The organism is Salmonella sp. 2018103 (assembly GCF_026247685.1).
Taxonomy (GTDB): Bacteria; Pseudomonadota; Gammaproteobacteria; order Enterobacterales; family Enterobacteriaceae; genus Salmonella; species Salmonella enterica.
On record NZ_CP111029.1, the window covers coordinates 4419021 to 4431962 of the forward strand.

Annotated in this window: 11 protein-coding genes; 10 read left to right on the top strand and 1 reads right to left on the bottom strand. The window is 49.8% G+C overall.

From position 1 onward, the window contains the following. Positions 1 to 22: 22 nt before the first annotated feature. From OLG56_RS21255 to OLG56_RS21290, 8 genes are all read left to right on the top strand, one after another. Entirely contained in the window at positions 23 to 1444 is a 1422-nt protein-coding gene (locus OLG56_RS21255) for an MFS transporter (protein ID WP_207011595.1), read from the top strand. A gap of 67 nt (positions 1445 to 1511) precedes the next feature. Further along, on the top strand, positions 1512 to 2204 hold the full coding sequence (ompL, locus tag OLG56_RS21260) for a porin OmpL (RefSeq protein ID WP_000838828.1): 693 nt from the start codon (positions 1512 to 1514) through the stop codon (positions 2202 to 2204). 156 nt (positions 2205 to 2360) lie between these two features. Continuing rightward, the gene (locus OLG56_RS21265) at positions 2361 to 3209 is read left to right on the top strand and encodes an STM4015 family protein (protein ID WP_061377453.1); all 849 of its coding nucleotides are present in this window, start codon (positions 2361 to 2363) and stop codon (positions 3207 to 3209) included. Between the two features lie 12 nt (positions 3210 to 3221). After that, positions 3222 to 4247, top strand: coding sequence for an STM4014 family protein (locus OLG56_RS21270; protein ID WP_077948852.1), 1026 nt, complete (start codon positions 3222 to 3224; stop codon positions 4245 to 4247). Then, positions 4240 to 5115, top strand: a complete 876-nt coding sequence (locus tag OLG56_RS21275) for an STM4013/SEN3800 family hydrolase (protein ID WP_061377455.1) — start codon at positions 4240 to 4242, stop codon at positions 5113 to 5115. Before OLG56_RS21270 ends, OLG56_RS21275 begins: the two co-directional genes overlap by 8 nt. Before the next feature lies 1 nt (position 5116). After that, positions 5117 to 6358, top strand: coding sequence for an STM4012 family radical SAM protein (locus OLG56_RS21280; RefSeq protein ID WP_061377456.1), 1242 nt, complete (start codon positions 5117 to 5119; stop codon positions 6356 to 6358). Beyond that, positions 6355 to 7233 (top strand): STM4011 family radical SAM protein, encoded by an 879-nt coding sequence (locus OLG56_RS21285; RefSeq protein WP_039519504.1) that lies wholly within the window; start codon positions 6355 to 6357, stop codon positions 7231 to 7233. The genes OLG56_RS21280 and OLG56_RS21285 overlap by 4 nt, the downstream gene beginning before the upstream one ends. After that, positions 7218 to 7952 carry a Cof-type HAD-IIB family hydrolase gene (locus OLG56_RS21290; RefSeq protein ID WP_017441906.1) on the top strand — a complete coding sequence of 245 codons (735 nt, stop codon included), beginning with the start codon at positions 7218 to 7220 and terminating at the stop codon, positions 7950 to 7952. The genes OLG56_RS21285 and OLG56_RS21290 overlap by 16 nt, the downstream gene beginning before the upstream one ends. Positions 7953 to 8006: 54 nt before the next feature. On the opposite strand, the gene typA is transcribed toward OLG56_RS21290, so the two are convergent. Beyond that, the gene (typA, locus tag OLG56_RS21295; RefSeq protein WP_000572060.1) at positions 8007 to 9830 is read right to left on the bottom strand and encodes a ribosome-dependent GTPase TypA; all 1824 of its coding nucleotides are present in this window, start codon (positions 9828 to 9830) and stop codon (positions 8007 to 8009) included. A gap of 375 nt (positions 9831 to 10205) precedes the next feature. On the opposite strand from typA, the gene glnA reads away from it, so the two are divergent. After that, positions 10206 to 11615, top strand: a complete 1410-nt coding sequence (glnA, locus tag OLG56_RS21300; RefSeq protein ID WP_061377457.1) for a glutamate--ammonia ligase — start codon at positions 10206 to 10208, stop codon at positions 11613 to 11615. A 274-nt stretch (positions 11616 to 11889) separates the two neighbouring features. After that, entirely contained in the window at positions 11890 to 12939 is a 1050-nt protein-coding gene (gene glnL, locus OLG56_RS21305; RefSeq protein ID WP_000146189.1) for a nitrogen regulation protein NR(II), read from the top strand. Positions 12940 to 12942 lie beyond the last annotated feature (3 nt).

A 12942-nucleotide genomic window follows, 5' to 3' on the forward strand; every position in this document is an offset into this window, starting at 1 on the left:
CGGGGCGTTTTGAGAGGCGATTATGTCTAATCATGATCCGCTAACGCTAAAGTTGAGCCTGCGGGAAAAATGCGCCTATGGCGTGGGCGATTTCGGCTCAAATCTGATGCTGTGTATCGGTACGCTGTATCTACTGAAGTTTTATACCGATGAACTCGGGATGCCTGCATATTACGGTGGAATTATCTTTCTGGTGGCGAAATTCTTCACCGCTTTTACCGATATGCTCACCGGCGTATTGCTGGACTCACGCCGTAATATTGGCGCAAAAGGAAAGTTTCGGCCTTTTATTCTGTATGCGTCATTTCCGGTGGCTCTGGTTGCTACTGCGCAATTCTTTGCCACTCACTTTACTTTACCCGTTAAAACAGCCTTCGCGACGGTGCTGTTTATGTTGTTCGGTCTGTTCTACAGCCTGATGAACTGCTCATACGGCGCGATGGTACCCGCTATTACCAAAAATCCGCATGAGCGGGCCCAGCTCGCCGCATGGCGACAAGGCGGCGCTACCATTGGCCTTCTTCTTTGTACCGTAGGTTTTATGCCCATTCAGGCGCTGTTTACCCGTTCCCCTTCGCTGGGTTATCTGATTGCAGTAGTCATTTTTTCGGTCTGCGGGCTGTTCAGCATGTGGTGGTGCTTTAGCGGGGTGAAAGAACGGTATATCGAAACCGTACCTGACACGCATAAACCCAGCATATTGAAGTCCTTCTGCGCGATTTTTCGTAATCCGCCGCTGCTGGTGCTCTGCGTTGCCAATTTGTGCACGCTGGCCGCCTTTAATATCAAGCTGGCCATTCAGGTTTATTACACTCAGTACGTGCTGAACGATATTCATTTGTTGTCATGGATGGGTTTTTTCAGCATGGGCTGTATCCTGATTGGTGTTTTATTAGTACCTGCTGCGGTAAAACGCTTCGGGAAAAAACAGGTTTATCTTGGTGGTCTGATATTGTGGGCCGTTGGCGATATCCTGAATTTTATCTGGGGTGGAACGTCATTCCTGTTTGTTATTTTCTCTTGTATCGCCTTCTTCGGTACCGCTTTCGTCAACAGCCTGAACTGGGCGCTGGTTCCGGATACGGTTGACTACGGTGAATGGAAAACGGGTATTCGCGCTGAAGGCTCGGTGTATACGGGTTATACCTTTTCCCGCAAAATTTCCGCTGCGCTTGCTGGCTTTTTGCCAGGTATTATGCTGACGCAAATCGGTTATATCCCCAACATAGCTCAAAGTGACACCACGTTGCTTGGTTTGCGTCAGCTCATTTTTTTATGGCCTTGCGGTCTTGCCATTATCGCAGCACTAACGATGGGCTTTTTTTATAAGCTCAATGAACAACGTTTCGCTTTTATTATCGAGGAAATTGCCCAACGAAAGAAAACAGGTAATCAAATTGTCGCGACTAATAATAAACAAAGTATTTCTACTGTAAATAATTAAACGACGCTTGCCGCTTTATCCATCCCGATGGATGGCGGCTTCCCTATATTTGAAAAATGGATTTATTATGAAATCTCTGAATACTCTAGTGATATTAACTTCAGTAATATCCACCTCTGTTTTTGCTGGCGCTTATGTAGAAAACCGTGAGGCCTATAACCTGGCGTCTGACCAAATGGAGTTTATGCTGCGCGTCGGCTATAACTCCGATATGGGGGCCGGAATTATGTTGACCAATACCTATACGCTACAGCGTGATGATGAATTAAAGCATGGTTATAATGAGATTGAGGGCTGGTATCCGTTATTTAAACCTACAGATAAATTAACCATCCAGCCAGGCGGGTTAATAAACGACAAAAGCATTGGTTCCGGCGGCGCCGTCTATCTGGATGTTAACTATAAATTTACCCCGTGGTTTAATCTTACGGTACGTAACCGATATAATCACAATAATTATAGTTCAACCGATTTGAATGGCGAACTGGATAATAATGACAGCTATGAAATCGGTAACTATTGGAATTTTATCATTACCGATAAATTTTCTTATACCTTTGAACCACACTATTTTTATAACGTTAATGATTTTAATAGTAGTAATGGTACGAAGCATCATTGGGAAATCACTAATACCTTCCGGTATCGTATCAATGAACACTGGCTGCCCTATTTTGAATTACGCTGGTTAGATCGTAACGTGGGCCCCTACCATAGAGAGCAAAACCAGATTCGTATCGGGGCGAAGTATTTCTTCTGATATTATCGCCTCTATTTTCCGAATCTGCATCACAGCGGGTAGTTGTTCTGCCCGCTCATTCATCCTGAATCAGACTCCCGATATCCTGCCCCTAAGCGCCATGATAATATTCACAAAGCGTTTTACCGTATTCATGCTTATAGAGAAGGGAAACAAATGAATAAGCGATTTAATATTGATTGGGACAATGAATTAACCCAGGAACAGCTCATTAATTTAATTTTAACCGATGAAGATCTGCCAAAGCTTCGCTCGCTGACCATTGGTAACTGGGGTGATTGTTGGGAAGACGAAACCTGCCAGCCTATTATTGATATGATTGTGGAAAACGCCCCCCGCTTTTCTCACCTGGAATCACTGTTTATCGGTGATATGGAGAGCGAAGACTGCGAGATCTCCTGGATTAAACAAGGTGACTATTCCAGGCTCTATGCGGCGTTGCCCAATCTGAAAGAACTGATTATTAAAGGCGCGTCGGATCTACGACTGGGCGCTATACATCATGAGAAACTGGAGCACCTGGAAATCATTTCCGGCGGCATCCCTTCTAACGTACTTGCCGAACTACAAAATGCGCAGCTCCCTGCATTAAAAACGCTGAAGCTCTTCCTGGGCGTAGAGGAATACGGTTTTGACGGTTCGCTGGATAACGTGATGGCGCTGGCATCCAAAGATCTTTTCCCTCAGCTCACCCATCTGGGGTTGATGAACAGCGAAGAGCAGGATGGTATCGTCCGCCGGGTGCTGGAAAGTAATATCCTGCCGCAGCTTAACGTGCTGGAACTCTCATGCGGTACCTTAACGGACAACGGCGCAGAGGCGCTGCTGGAGCATAAAGACCGAATTGCGCATCTGGAAACACTCGATCTCCACCACCACTATTTGACGCCGGAGATGCAGGAAAAGCTAAAAGCCACACTGCCGATAAACCTGAATCTTTCAGAAGCTCTGGAGCCTGAAGATTACGATGGCGATATTTATATGAATGCGATGTACACCGAGTGATTGTGTTGGGGAATGTGCACATTCCCCTACTCACCGATAAAGGGATTTATTGTGATTACGCTCATTGGCCCCCGTCAGAGCAAGCGCACGCATTATTTTATGCAGGCTGCCGCCGTACTTGGGGAACCCGTCACGGCGCTGACTCATCCGCACGCGCTGGACGCTTCGCTGACCTCTGGCATCGTTAAAATCGACCCGCCAGTACACAGTGAAACTGACATCCGCAAAATAAACGCGATCGGTCTGGACTATATCCATTTTTTGCAGAACATGGCGGCGCGTCCTGGCGTCACCTGGCTTAACCATCCGGCGGGCCTCATTCACCTGTTGGATAAAAAACGCTGCAAGCGGCGCTTACTGGAACACGGCATCCCCACGCCGCCGTTGGTAGCGGAAGACGTAAAAAGTTTTGCACAGCTCACCGCCATCATGGAGGAAAAAAGGGTCGCCAGCGTGTTCATTAAGCCCTCGCTGGGTTCTGGCGCGGCGGGCGTTATCGCTTTGCGCCGCCACCCTGATGGCATAAAGCAGGTGCTTTACAGCGCGATTGCCATATCAGGACAACAGCTATTTAACAGCAAAAAAATCCAACAGTATCGTCAGAAAGAAGATATCCAGCTCATTATTGATGGCGTTCTTCAGCAGGAAAACCTCGTCGAACAGTGGCTGCCCAAAGCCAGCGTAAAGCATAAAACCTATGATTTACGCATCGTCTGCCTGGATGGCGAAATTATCTGGCGAGTGGTCAGAACCTCCTCGCAACCCATTACTAACTTACATCTGCAAAACCAGGCTTACTGCTTCGAAAGTCTGGAGTTATCTGCCGCAAAAGTGACTGAGATCGATACGCTCTGTCAAAATGCCATGCGACTTTTCCCTGGCATTCGCTTAGCGGGTATTGATGTTTTACTTACCACCAGCCTGACGCCGTATATTATTGAAATTAATGGCCAGGGTGATTTGATTTATCAGGATGCGCAGCAGAATAATCTAATTTATCAGGCGCAAATCCGGGCCATGAGGAAGCAAAATGTATAATTCAATGGATGAAGTCCCCGTCTCGCTGCACGCGTCGATTGACACAGGCGATGGCGAATTCGATATGAATGCGCTAATTAGTAATAACGCTCATATTCTTTTTATTGTGCTGGACTCGTTACGCTACGACATTGCGCTTCAGGAACAAACCGCCGGAAATACGCCCAACCTTAACCATTATGGACAATGGACGAAATGCGAGGCGGCCGGTAATTTTACCTGGCCTTCGCATCACGCCATGTTTTCAGGTTTTATGCCAAAACCTATTGATTATACCGTTAATCAGACCATGCTGTTTTTCCCAAAAGATATCGGACTTGGTCGTAAAGGGCCGAAAAATGCATTTGCCTTTGATGACGCAACATGGATAAAAAGTCTGGAAAATAAAGGCTACCAGACCATCTGTATTGGCGGCGTCTCTTTCTTTAATAACCGCTCCGGCATGGGAAAAGTGTTCCCGTCGATGTTTAAAGAGAGTTACTGGCATCCACGCTTTGCCTGTACGGTTAAAGAAAGTATGGATAACCAGATCCATTATATCCAGAAAATCATGGCCGAGCGTGCTGGCAGCCAACCGGTCATGATGTATATCAATATCGACACGATTCATTACCCTAACCATTTTTACGTGGAGGGCGCGGCCCCTGGCGATACCGTTGAGACTCATGCCGCCGCGCTACGCTATATCGACGCCCGCATCGACGGATTACTAAACATTTTCCGCCAAACCGGCGGCGAAACGTTCGTTATTGTCTGTTCCGATCACGGCACCTGCTATGGCGAAGACGGGAAATATTTCCATAGTTTTAATCATCCGATCGTTAATACCGTTCCCTATATGCATTTCTTGCTGAGCTGTAATCATTAATATGAATAACAATGATATTTATCGTCAGTATATGTACAGTTATCCGCATAAGACGGCTTATCGGGAGCTGGAGAACGTCAGCTTTAGCGAAGTAAAACCGCGCATTTACGAGCACGACACACATCTGTATGTTCATATGCCGTTTTGTCAAAGTCGCTGCGGGTTCTGTAATTTATTTACCTGTACAGGCGCAGATAATACGTTCATTGATAGCTATATCGACACGATTATTACCCAGGGCCGACAAATGGCGCTGGCGCCCGTCTACTGGGCAAGCTTTACCGTAGGCGGCGGCACACCTCTGCTATTAAATATTACGCAATTAGAGAAGTTATTTTTTTCCGTCTTTGATGTGCTCAATGTTGACTGGAATATTTATAAAACGATTGAAACTTCCCCTACGGATACCACGGCAGAAAAAGTAGCGCTATTAAACGCCTTTTCCGTTAATCGCGTCAGTATTGGCGTACAAAGTTTTCATGATAATGAGTTACATACGCTGCACCGCCGCCACAATGCCGCCAGCGCGCACCAGGCGCTGGAATGGCTAAAGGCGGGTCATTTTCCATCACTCAATATTGATATTATTTACGGCATTCCCGGACAGACTCACGCAAGCCTGACGGAATCGTTACATCAGGCGCTCGTTTATCAACCGGAAGAGCTGTTTCTTTATCCGCTTTATAATATGCCTCGCCAGGAAAATATGCATAGCTACTACGTTTTAGCCCGCGATCTTTTATGCAACGCGGGCTACACCCAAACGTCCATGCGCCGTTTCGTCCTTAATCCAGCGCCATCCGCCGCGGCGGAAAGCTGCGGATTTGAAAACTCACTGGCGCTCGGCGCGGGCGGCAGAAGTTATCTTGGCAATCTGCATTACTGTTCGCCGTGGTCGTCGAACCTGCAAACATCACGAAAAATCATTCAGGCGTTTATCGACAGCGCGGATAAAACCGTCATTAATCACGGTTATCTGCTCCCCCCTGATGAAATGAAACGCCGCTTTATCATTAAAAATCTATTTTTCTGGCAGGGACTTTCTCTTAGCGATTATCAGCAATATTTTGCCAGCGATGCGCTAAGGGATTTCCCCGACCTTGAACTCTTCATACGGCAGGGTTACTGCTATCAGAATGGCAGTCGCCTCCGGCTAACGGAGACCGGTATGGCATTATCCGATTGCCTTGCTCCTGTGTTCGTTTCGCCTGAGGTGATGCTACGGGAGAATCGGCAGAGATGAGCATCCCCGCCCTGCGCGATATTCACACGCTGTTTTATCGCGGCTACCTTAAATCGTGTAATTATCATTGCGGCTATTGCCCGTTCCATAAACACGCCCGCAACGATAAAAAACGCGACGAAGCCGCGCTATGGCGCATGGTTGACCATTTGCCTCTTTTAGGTACGCCGTTGAATGTGATGATTACGCCTTATGGCGAGGCGCTACGCTTGCGTTATTACATGGCGGCGTTGGCAGAAATTAGCCGCTATCCTCATGTTCAGGCGGTCGGCATACAAACTAACGCCTCTTTTTCGTTAATGTCATTGCTGGAATCATTTCGTGCCGGCGGCGGAGATATCTCAAAGCTTCGGTTATGGTGTTCTTTTCATCCCTCACAAATTACCGCTGAGCGCTTTCTCCAGCAGTGTTTAGCGCTCTCTGCCGCCGGAATAACCTGGTGCGCGGGGGCTGTCGCCAGTATGAAAGATATCGACCAGTTTCGTTGGCTACGCCAGCGGTTGCCTGACCAGAATTATTTTTGGTTTAACGCCAACGAGTGTGCCAATACCCGGCATACCGTGGAGGAAACCATCGCCTTCGGCGAACTCGATCCGCTGTATGTGATTGAAACACAGCAGTGGCCAGCGCAGCTGGATATCTGTACCGCAGGAAGAAAAAGTATTTTTATGAATGCAGAAGGCGATCTTTTTGCTTGTCATATCAGCAAAATTAAAATGGGTAATTTATATCAGCAACGGCTTAATTCTCCCGCCTGCCAGGCAAAACAATGCCACTGTTTTCTCGCTTATCAGCACCGCCTCGATATTCCATTGCTGAATCACCTGGATACCTCACGCTGTTTTAGGATCGGGCGCTCATGCGATATCGTTTAATCGCTTTTGATCTTGATGGAACGCTGCTAAACCGTAATAAACAAATTCTGCCAGAGTCGCTAACCGCTATCCGTCAGATGCAGGACATGGGCTGCCGAATAATGCTTGTCACCGGTCGCTCTCATCGTGAAGCCTATGCGTATTATCAAACGCTGGCGCTCACCGAACCGATGATCTGTTGTAACGGAAGTTATATTTATCAACCGGCTCAACAGCAGGTCCTTCACCCGCTGCCGCTGACGCACTTACAAACGGAAAAAATACTGGCGCGGGTATATCCGCTTAAACCGACAATTCGTGCTGATGATAAAATAATCTTTCAGGCTGATGAGCTAAGCAGTAGGGAGAATATTTGGCAAATCAGCGTCGTTCATCGGCACATAAAACAACTACAAAATATTGCTGAGTTTATACAGCATGAATTACAGCTAAGCTGTACCTGGTCCTGGCATCATCAACTGGATATTCTTCAGAAGGGATGTAGCAAAGGACAAAGCCTCGCCAGATATGCACAGCAACAGCATATCGCAATGCGCGAAGTGATGGCGTTTGGCGATAATGATAACGATGCGGAAATGCTACGTTTAGCCGGATTGGGCGTCGCGATGGGGAATGCCAGCGCTCGGGCAAAGATGTATGCGGATAGCGTCATTGGTCGGCATAATACGCCAGCGATTGCTGATTTTTTGGCAACCTTATCTCTTTATCAATGTGAATAAAAAAACCCCGCCGAGTTTTCATTTCGACAGGGTTTTTATCCGTAAGAACGTTAATTACTCTTCTTTCTGACCACGGTTCGCACGGCGGCGATCGTTTTCCGTCAGGTGACGTTTACGGATACGGATAGAGGTTGGGGTGACTTCTACCAGTTCGTCGTCATCAATGAACTCCAGCGCTTGCTCAAGGCTCATTTTAATTGGCGGAACCAGAATCACCGCTTCATCCGTACCAGACGCACGCATGTTGGTCAGTTTCTTACCGGTCAGGCAGTTTACCGTCAGGTCGTTGGAGCGACTGTGAATACCAATAATCTGGCCTTCATAAACTTCCGCGCCGTGGCCCAGGAACAGCTTACCGCGATCCTGCAAACCGAACAGCGCAAACGCCACCGCTTTACCCTGACCGTTAGAGATCAGTACGCCGTTCTGACGCTGGCCCACTTCACCCGGACGAATATCGTCGTAATGGCTGAAGGTGGAGTACAGCAGACCCGTACCGGAAGTCATGGTCATGAATTCTGAACGGAAACCAATCAGCCCACGGCTTGGGATCACGTAGTCGAGACGTACGCGGCCTTTACCGTCCGGATTCATGTTTTTCAGGTCGCCTTTACGCTCGCCCAGCGCCTGCATGACAGACCCCTGGTGCTGCTCTTCGACGTCCAGCGTCACGTTTTCGTACGGCTCTTGTTTACGACCGTCGATTTCACGGAAGATAACTTTCGGACGGGATACCGCCAGTTCGAAACCTTCACGACGCATATTTTCAATCAGCACGGACAGGTGCAGTTCGCCACGACCGGATACACGGAACGCATCCGCATCTTCGGTTTCTTCAACGCGCAGCGCCACGTTATGCACCAGCTCTTTGTTCAGACGGTCAAGAATCTGACGAGAAGTCACAAACTTACCTTCTTTACCGCAGAACGGCGAGGTGTTAACGCAGAAGAACATAGACACGGTCGGCTCATCAACGGACAGCGCCGGCAGCGCTTCAACGTTCTGCGGGTCGCAGATGGTGTCGGAAATGTTCAGCTCGCCCAGACCGGTGATCGCAATGATATCGCCCGCTTCGGCGATATCGCTGTCGATACGCTCCAGACCCAGATGCGTCAGCACTTTACCTACTTTCGCGTTACGGGTTTTCCCTTCACTATCGATGATAGTGACCTGCTGGTTCGGCTTCACTTTGCCGCGTTTGATACGGCCAATGCCGATAACGCCAACGTAGTTGTTGTAGTCCAGCTGGGAGATCTGCATCTGCAACGGACCATCGAGGTCAACGTCCGGCGCCGGAACATGATCAATGATCGCCTGATACAGCGGGGTCATGTCTTCCGCCATATCTTCGTGGTCCAGACCCGCGATACCGTTCAGCGCCGAAGCGTAGATGATCGGGAAGTCCAGCTGTTCGTCGGTCGCGTCGAGGTTAACAAACAGGTCGAATACCTGGTCAACAACCCAGTCAGGGCGCGCGCCAGGACGGTCAACCTTGTTGATAACCACAATGGGTTTCAGGCCATGAGCAAAGGCTTTTTTGGTCACGAAGCGCGTTTGCGGCATCGGGCCGTCAAATGCGTCAACCACCAGCAGCACAGAGTCAACCATGGACATGACGCGCTCTACTTCACCACCGAAGTCAGCGTGCCCGGGAGTATCAACGATGTTGATACGGTAATCATTCCATTTAATAGCGGTGTTTTTAGCGAGGATAGTAATACCACGCTCTTTCTCCAAATCGTTGGAGTCCATCACTCGCTCTTGAGTTTCGGCACGCGCGTCGAACGTACCGGATTGCTGGAGCAGCTTATCAACCAGGGTAGTTTTACCATGGTCAACGTGCGCGATGATGGCGATGTTACGCAAATTTTCGATCACAACTTTGCCTCAGGCATTAGAAATAGCGCGTTATTGTACACGGATTAATCGCACTACAAAACAGGATCACAAACATCCTCCGCAAACAAGTATTGCAGAGTCTCTTTGTGATCGCTTTCACGGAGCGTTAAAAGGGTGGCTTGCGTTCTATTGCACCAATGTGGTGCTTAATGTTCACATTGAAGCACTATTTTGGTGCAACATAGTCACCGTGGTGCAGCCCTTTTGCACGATGGTGCGCATGATAACGCCTTTTGGGGGCAATGTGAAAGTTGGCACAGATTTCGCTTTATATTTTTACGGCGACACGGCCAGCAGAATTGAAGATCTCGTTACCACGACGACCGACCATGACCAATCCGGGAGAGTACAAGTATGTCCGCTGAACACGTTTTGACGATGCTGAACGAGCACGAAGTGAAGTTTGTCGATCTGCGCTTCACCGATACCAAAGGCAAAGAACAGCACGTCACGATTCCTGCTCATCAGGTAAATGCCGAATTCTTTGAAGAAGGCAAAATGTTTGACGGCTCCTCTATCGGCGGCTGGAAAGGCATTAACGAATCCGACATGGTGCTGATGCCAGACGCACCCACCGCAGTGATTGACCCGTTCTTCGCAGACTCTACCCTGATTATCCGTTGCGACATCCTGGAGCCTGGCACTCTGCAAGGTTATGACCGTGACCCACGTTCCATCGCAAAACGTGCGGAAGACTACCTGCGCGCGACCGGTATCGCCGATACCGTCCTGTTTGGGCCGGAACCTGAATTCTTCCTGTTCGACGACATCCGCTTCGGCGCATCTATCTCCGGCTCACATGTGGCGATTGACGATATTGAAGGCGCCTGGAACTCCTCTACCAAGTACGAAGGTGGCAACAAAGGCCATCGTCCGGGCGTGAAAGGCGGTTATTTCCCGGTTCCGCCAGTTGACTCCGCGCAGGATATCCGTTCTGAAATGTGTCTGGTCATGGAGCAGATGGGCCTGGTCGTTGAAGCGCACCACCACGAAGTAGCGACCGCAGGTCAGAACGAAGTGGCGACCCGCTTTAACACCATGACCAAAAAAGCCGACGAAATTCAGATTTACAAATATGTCGTACATAACGTGGCTCACCGCTTCGGTAAGACCGCGACCTTTATGCCAAAACCGATGTTCGGCGATAACGGTTCCGGTATGCACTGCCACATGTCGCTGGCGAAGAACGGCACCAACCTGTTCTCTGGCGACAAATATGCCGGTCTATCTGAGCAGGCGCTGTACTACATCGGCGGCGTCATCAAACACGCCAAAGCTATCAACGCCCTGGCGAACCCGACCACCAACTCCTACAAGCGTCTGGTCCCGGGTTACGAAGCGCCGGTGATGCTGGCCTACTCCGCCCGTAACCGTTCCGCCTCCATCCGTATTCCGGTGGTGGCGTCTCCGAAAGCGCGCCGTATCGAAGTTCGCTTCCCGGACCCGGCGGCTAACCCGTATCTGTGCTTTGCCGCCCTGCTGATGGCCGGTCTGGACGGGATTAAGAATAAGATTCACCCGGGCGAAGCCATGGACAAAAACCTGTATGACCTGCCGCCGGAAGAAGCGAAAGAGATCCCACAGGTAGCGGGTTCTCTGGAAGAAGCGCTGAACGCGCTGGACCTGGACCGCGAGTTCCTGAAAGCAGGCGGCGTGTTCACTGATGAAGCGATCGATGCGTATATTGCGCTGCGTCGCGAAGAAGATGACCGCGTGCGTATGACCCCGCACCCGGTAGAGTTTGAGCTGTACTACAGCGTTTAATCGTATATTAAAAATCCGACGAATTTCGCGTTGCTGCAAGGCGGCAACTGAGCACATGCCCAGGAGCATAGATAGCGATGTGACTGGGGTAAGCGAAGGCAGCCAACGCAGCAGCAGCGTGAAAGACGTCAGGAGTTTTTGAGTTGCCGTGGAAACTTTCAGCCCATCCCAGGATGGGCTTTTTTCTCCACCAACAATCTGATCTCACGCGCTTTTTAGTGGTAAAAAGCTATAATGCACTAAAATGGTGCAACCTTTTCCAGGAGACTGCTGAATGGCAAGCGGCATACAGCCCGATGCTGGGCAGATCCTCAATTCGTTAATCAACAGCGTGCTGGTGGTCGACGACGCGCTGGCAATCCATTACGCCAACCCTGCCGCGCAGCAGTTGCTCGCGCAAAGCTCACGCAAACTGTTCGGGACGCCGTTACCTGAACTGTTGAGCTATTTTTCGTTAAACATTGACCTGATGCGCGAAAGTTTAGCGGCAGGGCAAGGCTTTACCGATAACGAAGTGACGCTGGTGATTGATAGTCGCTCGCATATTCTCTCTTTGACCGCCCAACGTCTGCCCGACGATTTTATACTGCTCGAAATGGCGCCGATGGATAACCAGCGTCGTCTGAGTCAGGAGCAGTTGCAGCACGCGCAGCAAATCGCCGCCCGCGATCTGGTGCGCGGTCTGGCGCACGAAATCAAAAATCCGCTCGGCGGCCTGCGCGGCGCGGCGCAGCTACTCAGCAAGGCGCTGCCCGACCCGGCGCTAATGGAATATACCAAAGTCATCATTGAACAGGCCGACAGACTACGCAACCTTGTCGATCGTTTGCTGGGGCCGCAGCACCCGGGAATGCACATTACCGAGAGCATACATAAAGTCGCGGAGCGCGTGGTGGCGCTGGTGTCGATGGAACTGCCGGATAATGTCCGGCTTATCCGCGATTACGACCCCAGTCTGCCAGAACTGCCGCATGACCCGGAACAAATTGAGCAAGTACTGCTGAATATTGTCCGCAATGCCTTGCAGGCGCTGGGGCCGGATGGCGGCGAAATTACGCTGCGTACCCGTACCGCCTTCCAGTTAACGCTGCATGGCGAACGCTATCGCCTGGCGGCGCGTATAGACGTTGAAGACAATGGGCCGGGCATTCCTCCCCATTTACAGGATACGCTGTTCTACCCGATGGTCAGCGGTCGCGAAGGCGGCACCGGGCTTGGGTTATCTATCGCCCGCAATCTTATCGATCAACACGCCGGCAAAATTGAATTTACCAGTTGGCCGGGGCATACCGAGTTTTCGGTTTACCTGCCGATTCGGAAATAGAGG

What these genes read in the sequence shown, in the direction of transcription:
- glnL (WP_000146189.1), top strand. Translation starts at nt 11,890, where the DNA reads ATGGCAAGCGGCATACAGCCCGATGCTGGGCAGATCCTCAATTCGTTA.
- OLG56_RS21255 (WP_207011595.1), top strand. Translation starts at nt 23, where the DNA reads ATGTCTAATCATGATCCGCTAACGCTAAAGTTGAGCCTGCGGGAAAAA.
- OLG56_RS21280 (WP_061377456.1), top strand. Translation starts at nt 5,117, where the DNA reads ATGAATAACAATGATATTTATCGTCAGTATATGTACAGTTATCCGCAT.
- OLG56_RS21265 (WP_061377453.1), top strand. Translation starts at nt 2,361, where the DNA reads ATGAATAAGCGATTTAATATTGATTGGGACAATGAATTAACCCAGGAA.
- OLG56_RS21285 (WP_039519504.1), top strand. Translation starts at nt 6,355, where the DNA reads ATGAGCATCCCCGCCCTGCGCGATATTCACACGCTGTTTTATCGCGGC.
- ompL (WP_000838828.1), top strand. Translation starts at nt 1,512, where the DNA reads ATGAAATCTCTGAATACTCTAGTGATATTAACTTCAGTAATATCCACC.
- OLG56_RS21270 (WP_077948852.1), top strand. Translation starts at nt 3,222, where the DNA reads ATGTGCACATTCCCCTACTCACCGATAAAGGGATTTATTGTGATTACG.
- OLG56_RS21290 (WP_017441906.1), top strand. Translation starts at nt 7,218, where the DNA reads ATGCGATATCGTTTAATCGCTTTTGATCTTGATGGAACGCTGCTAAAC.
- OLG56_RS21275 (WP_061377455.1), top strand. Translation starts at nt 4,240, where the DNA reads ATGTATAATTCAATGGATGAAGTCCCCGTCTCGCTGCACGCGTCGATT.
- glnA (WP_061377457.1), top strand. Translation starts at nt 10,206, where the DNA reads ATGTCCGCTGAACACGTTTTGACGATGCTGAACGAGCACGAAGTGAAG.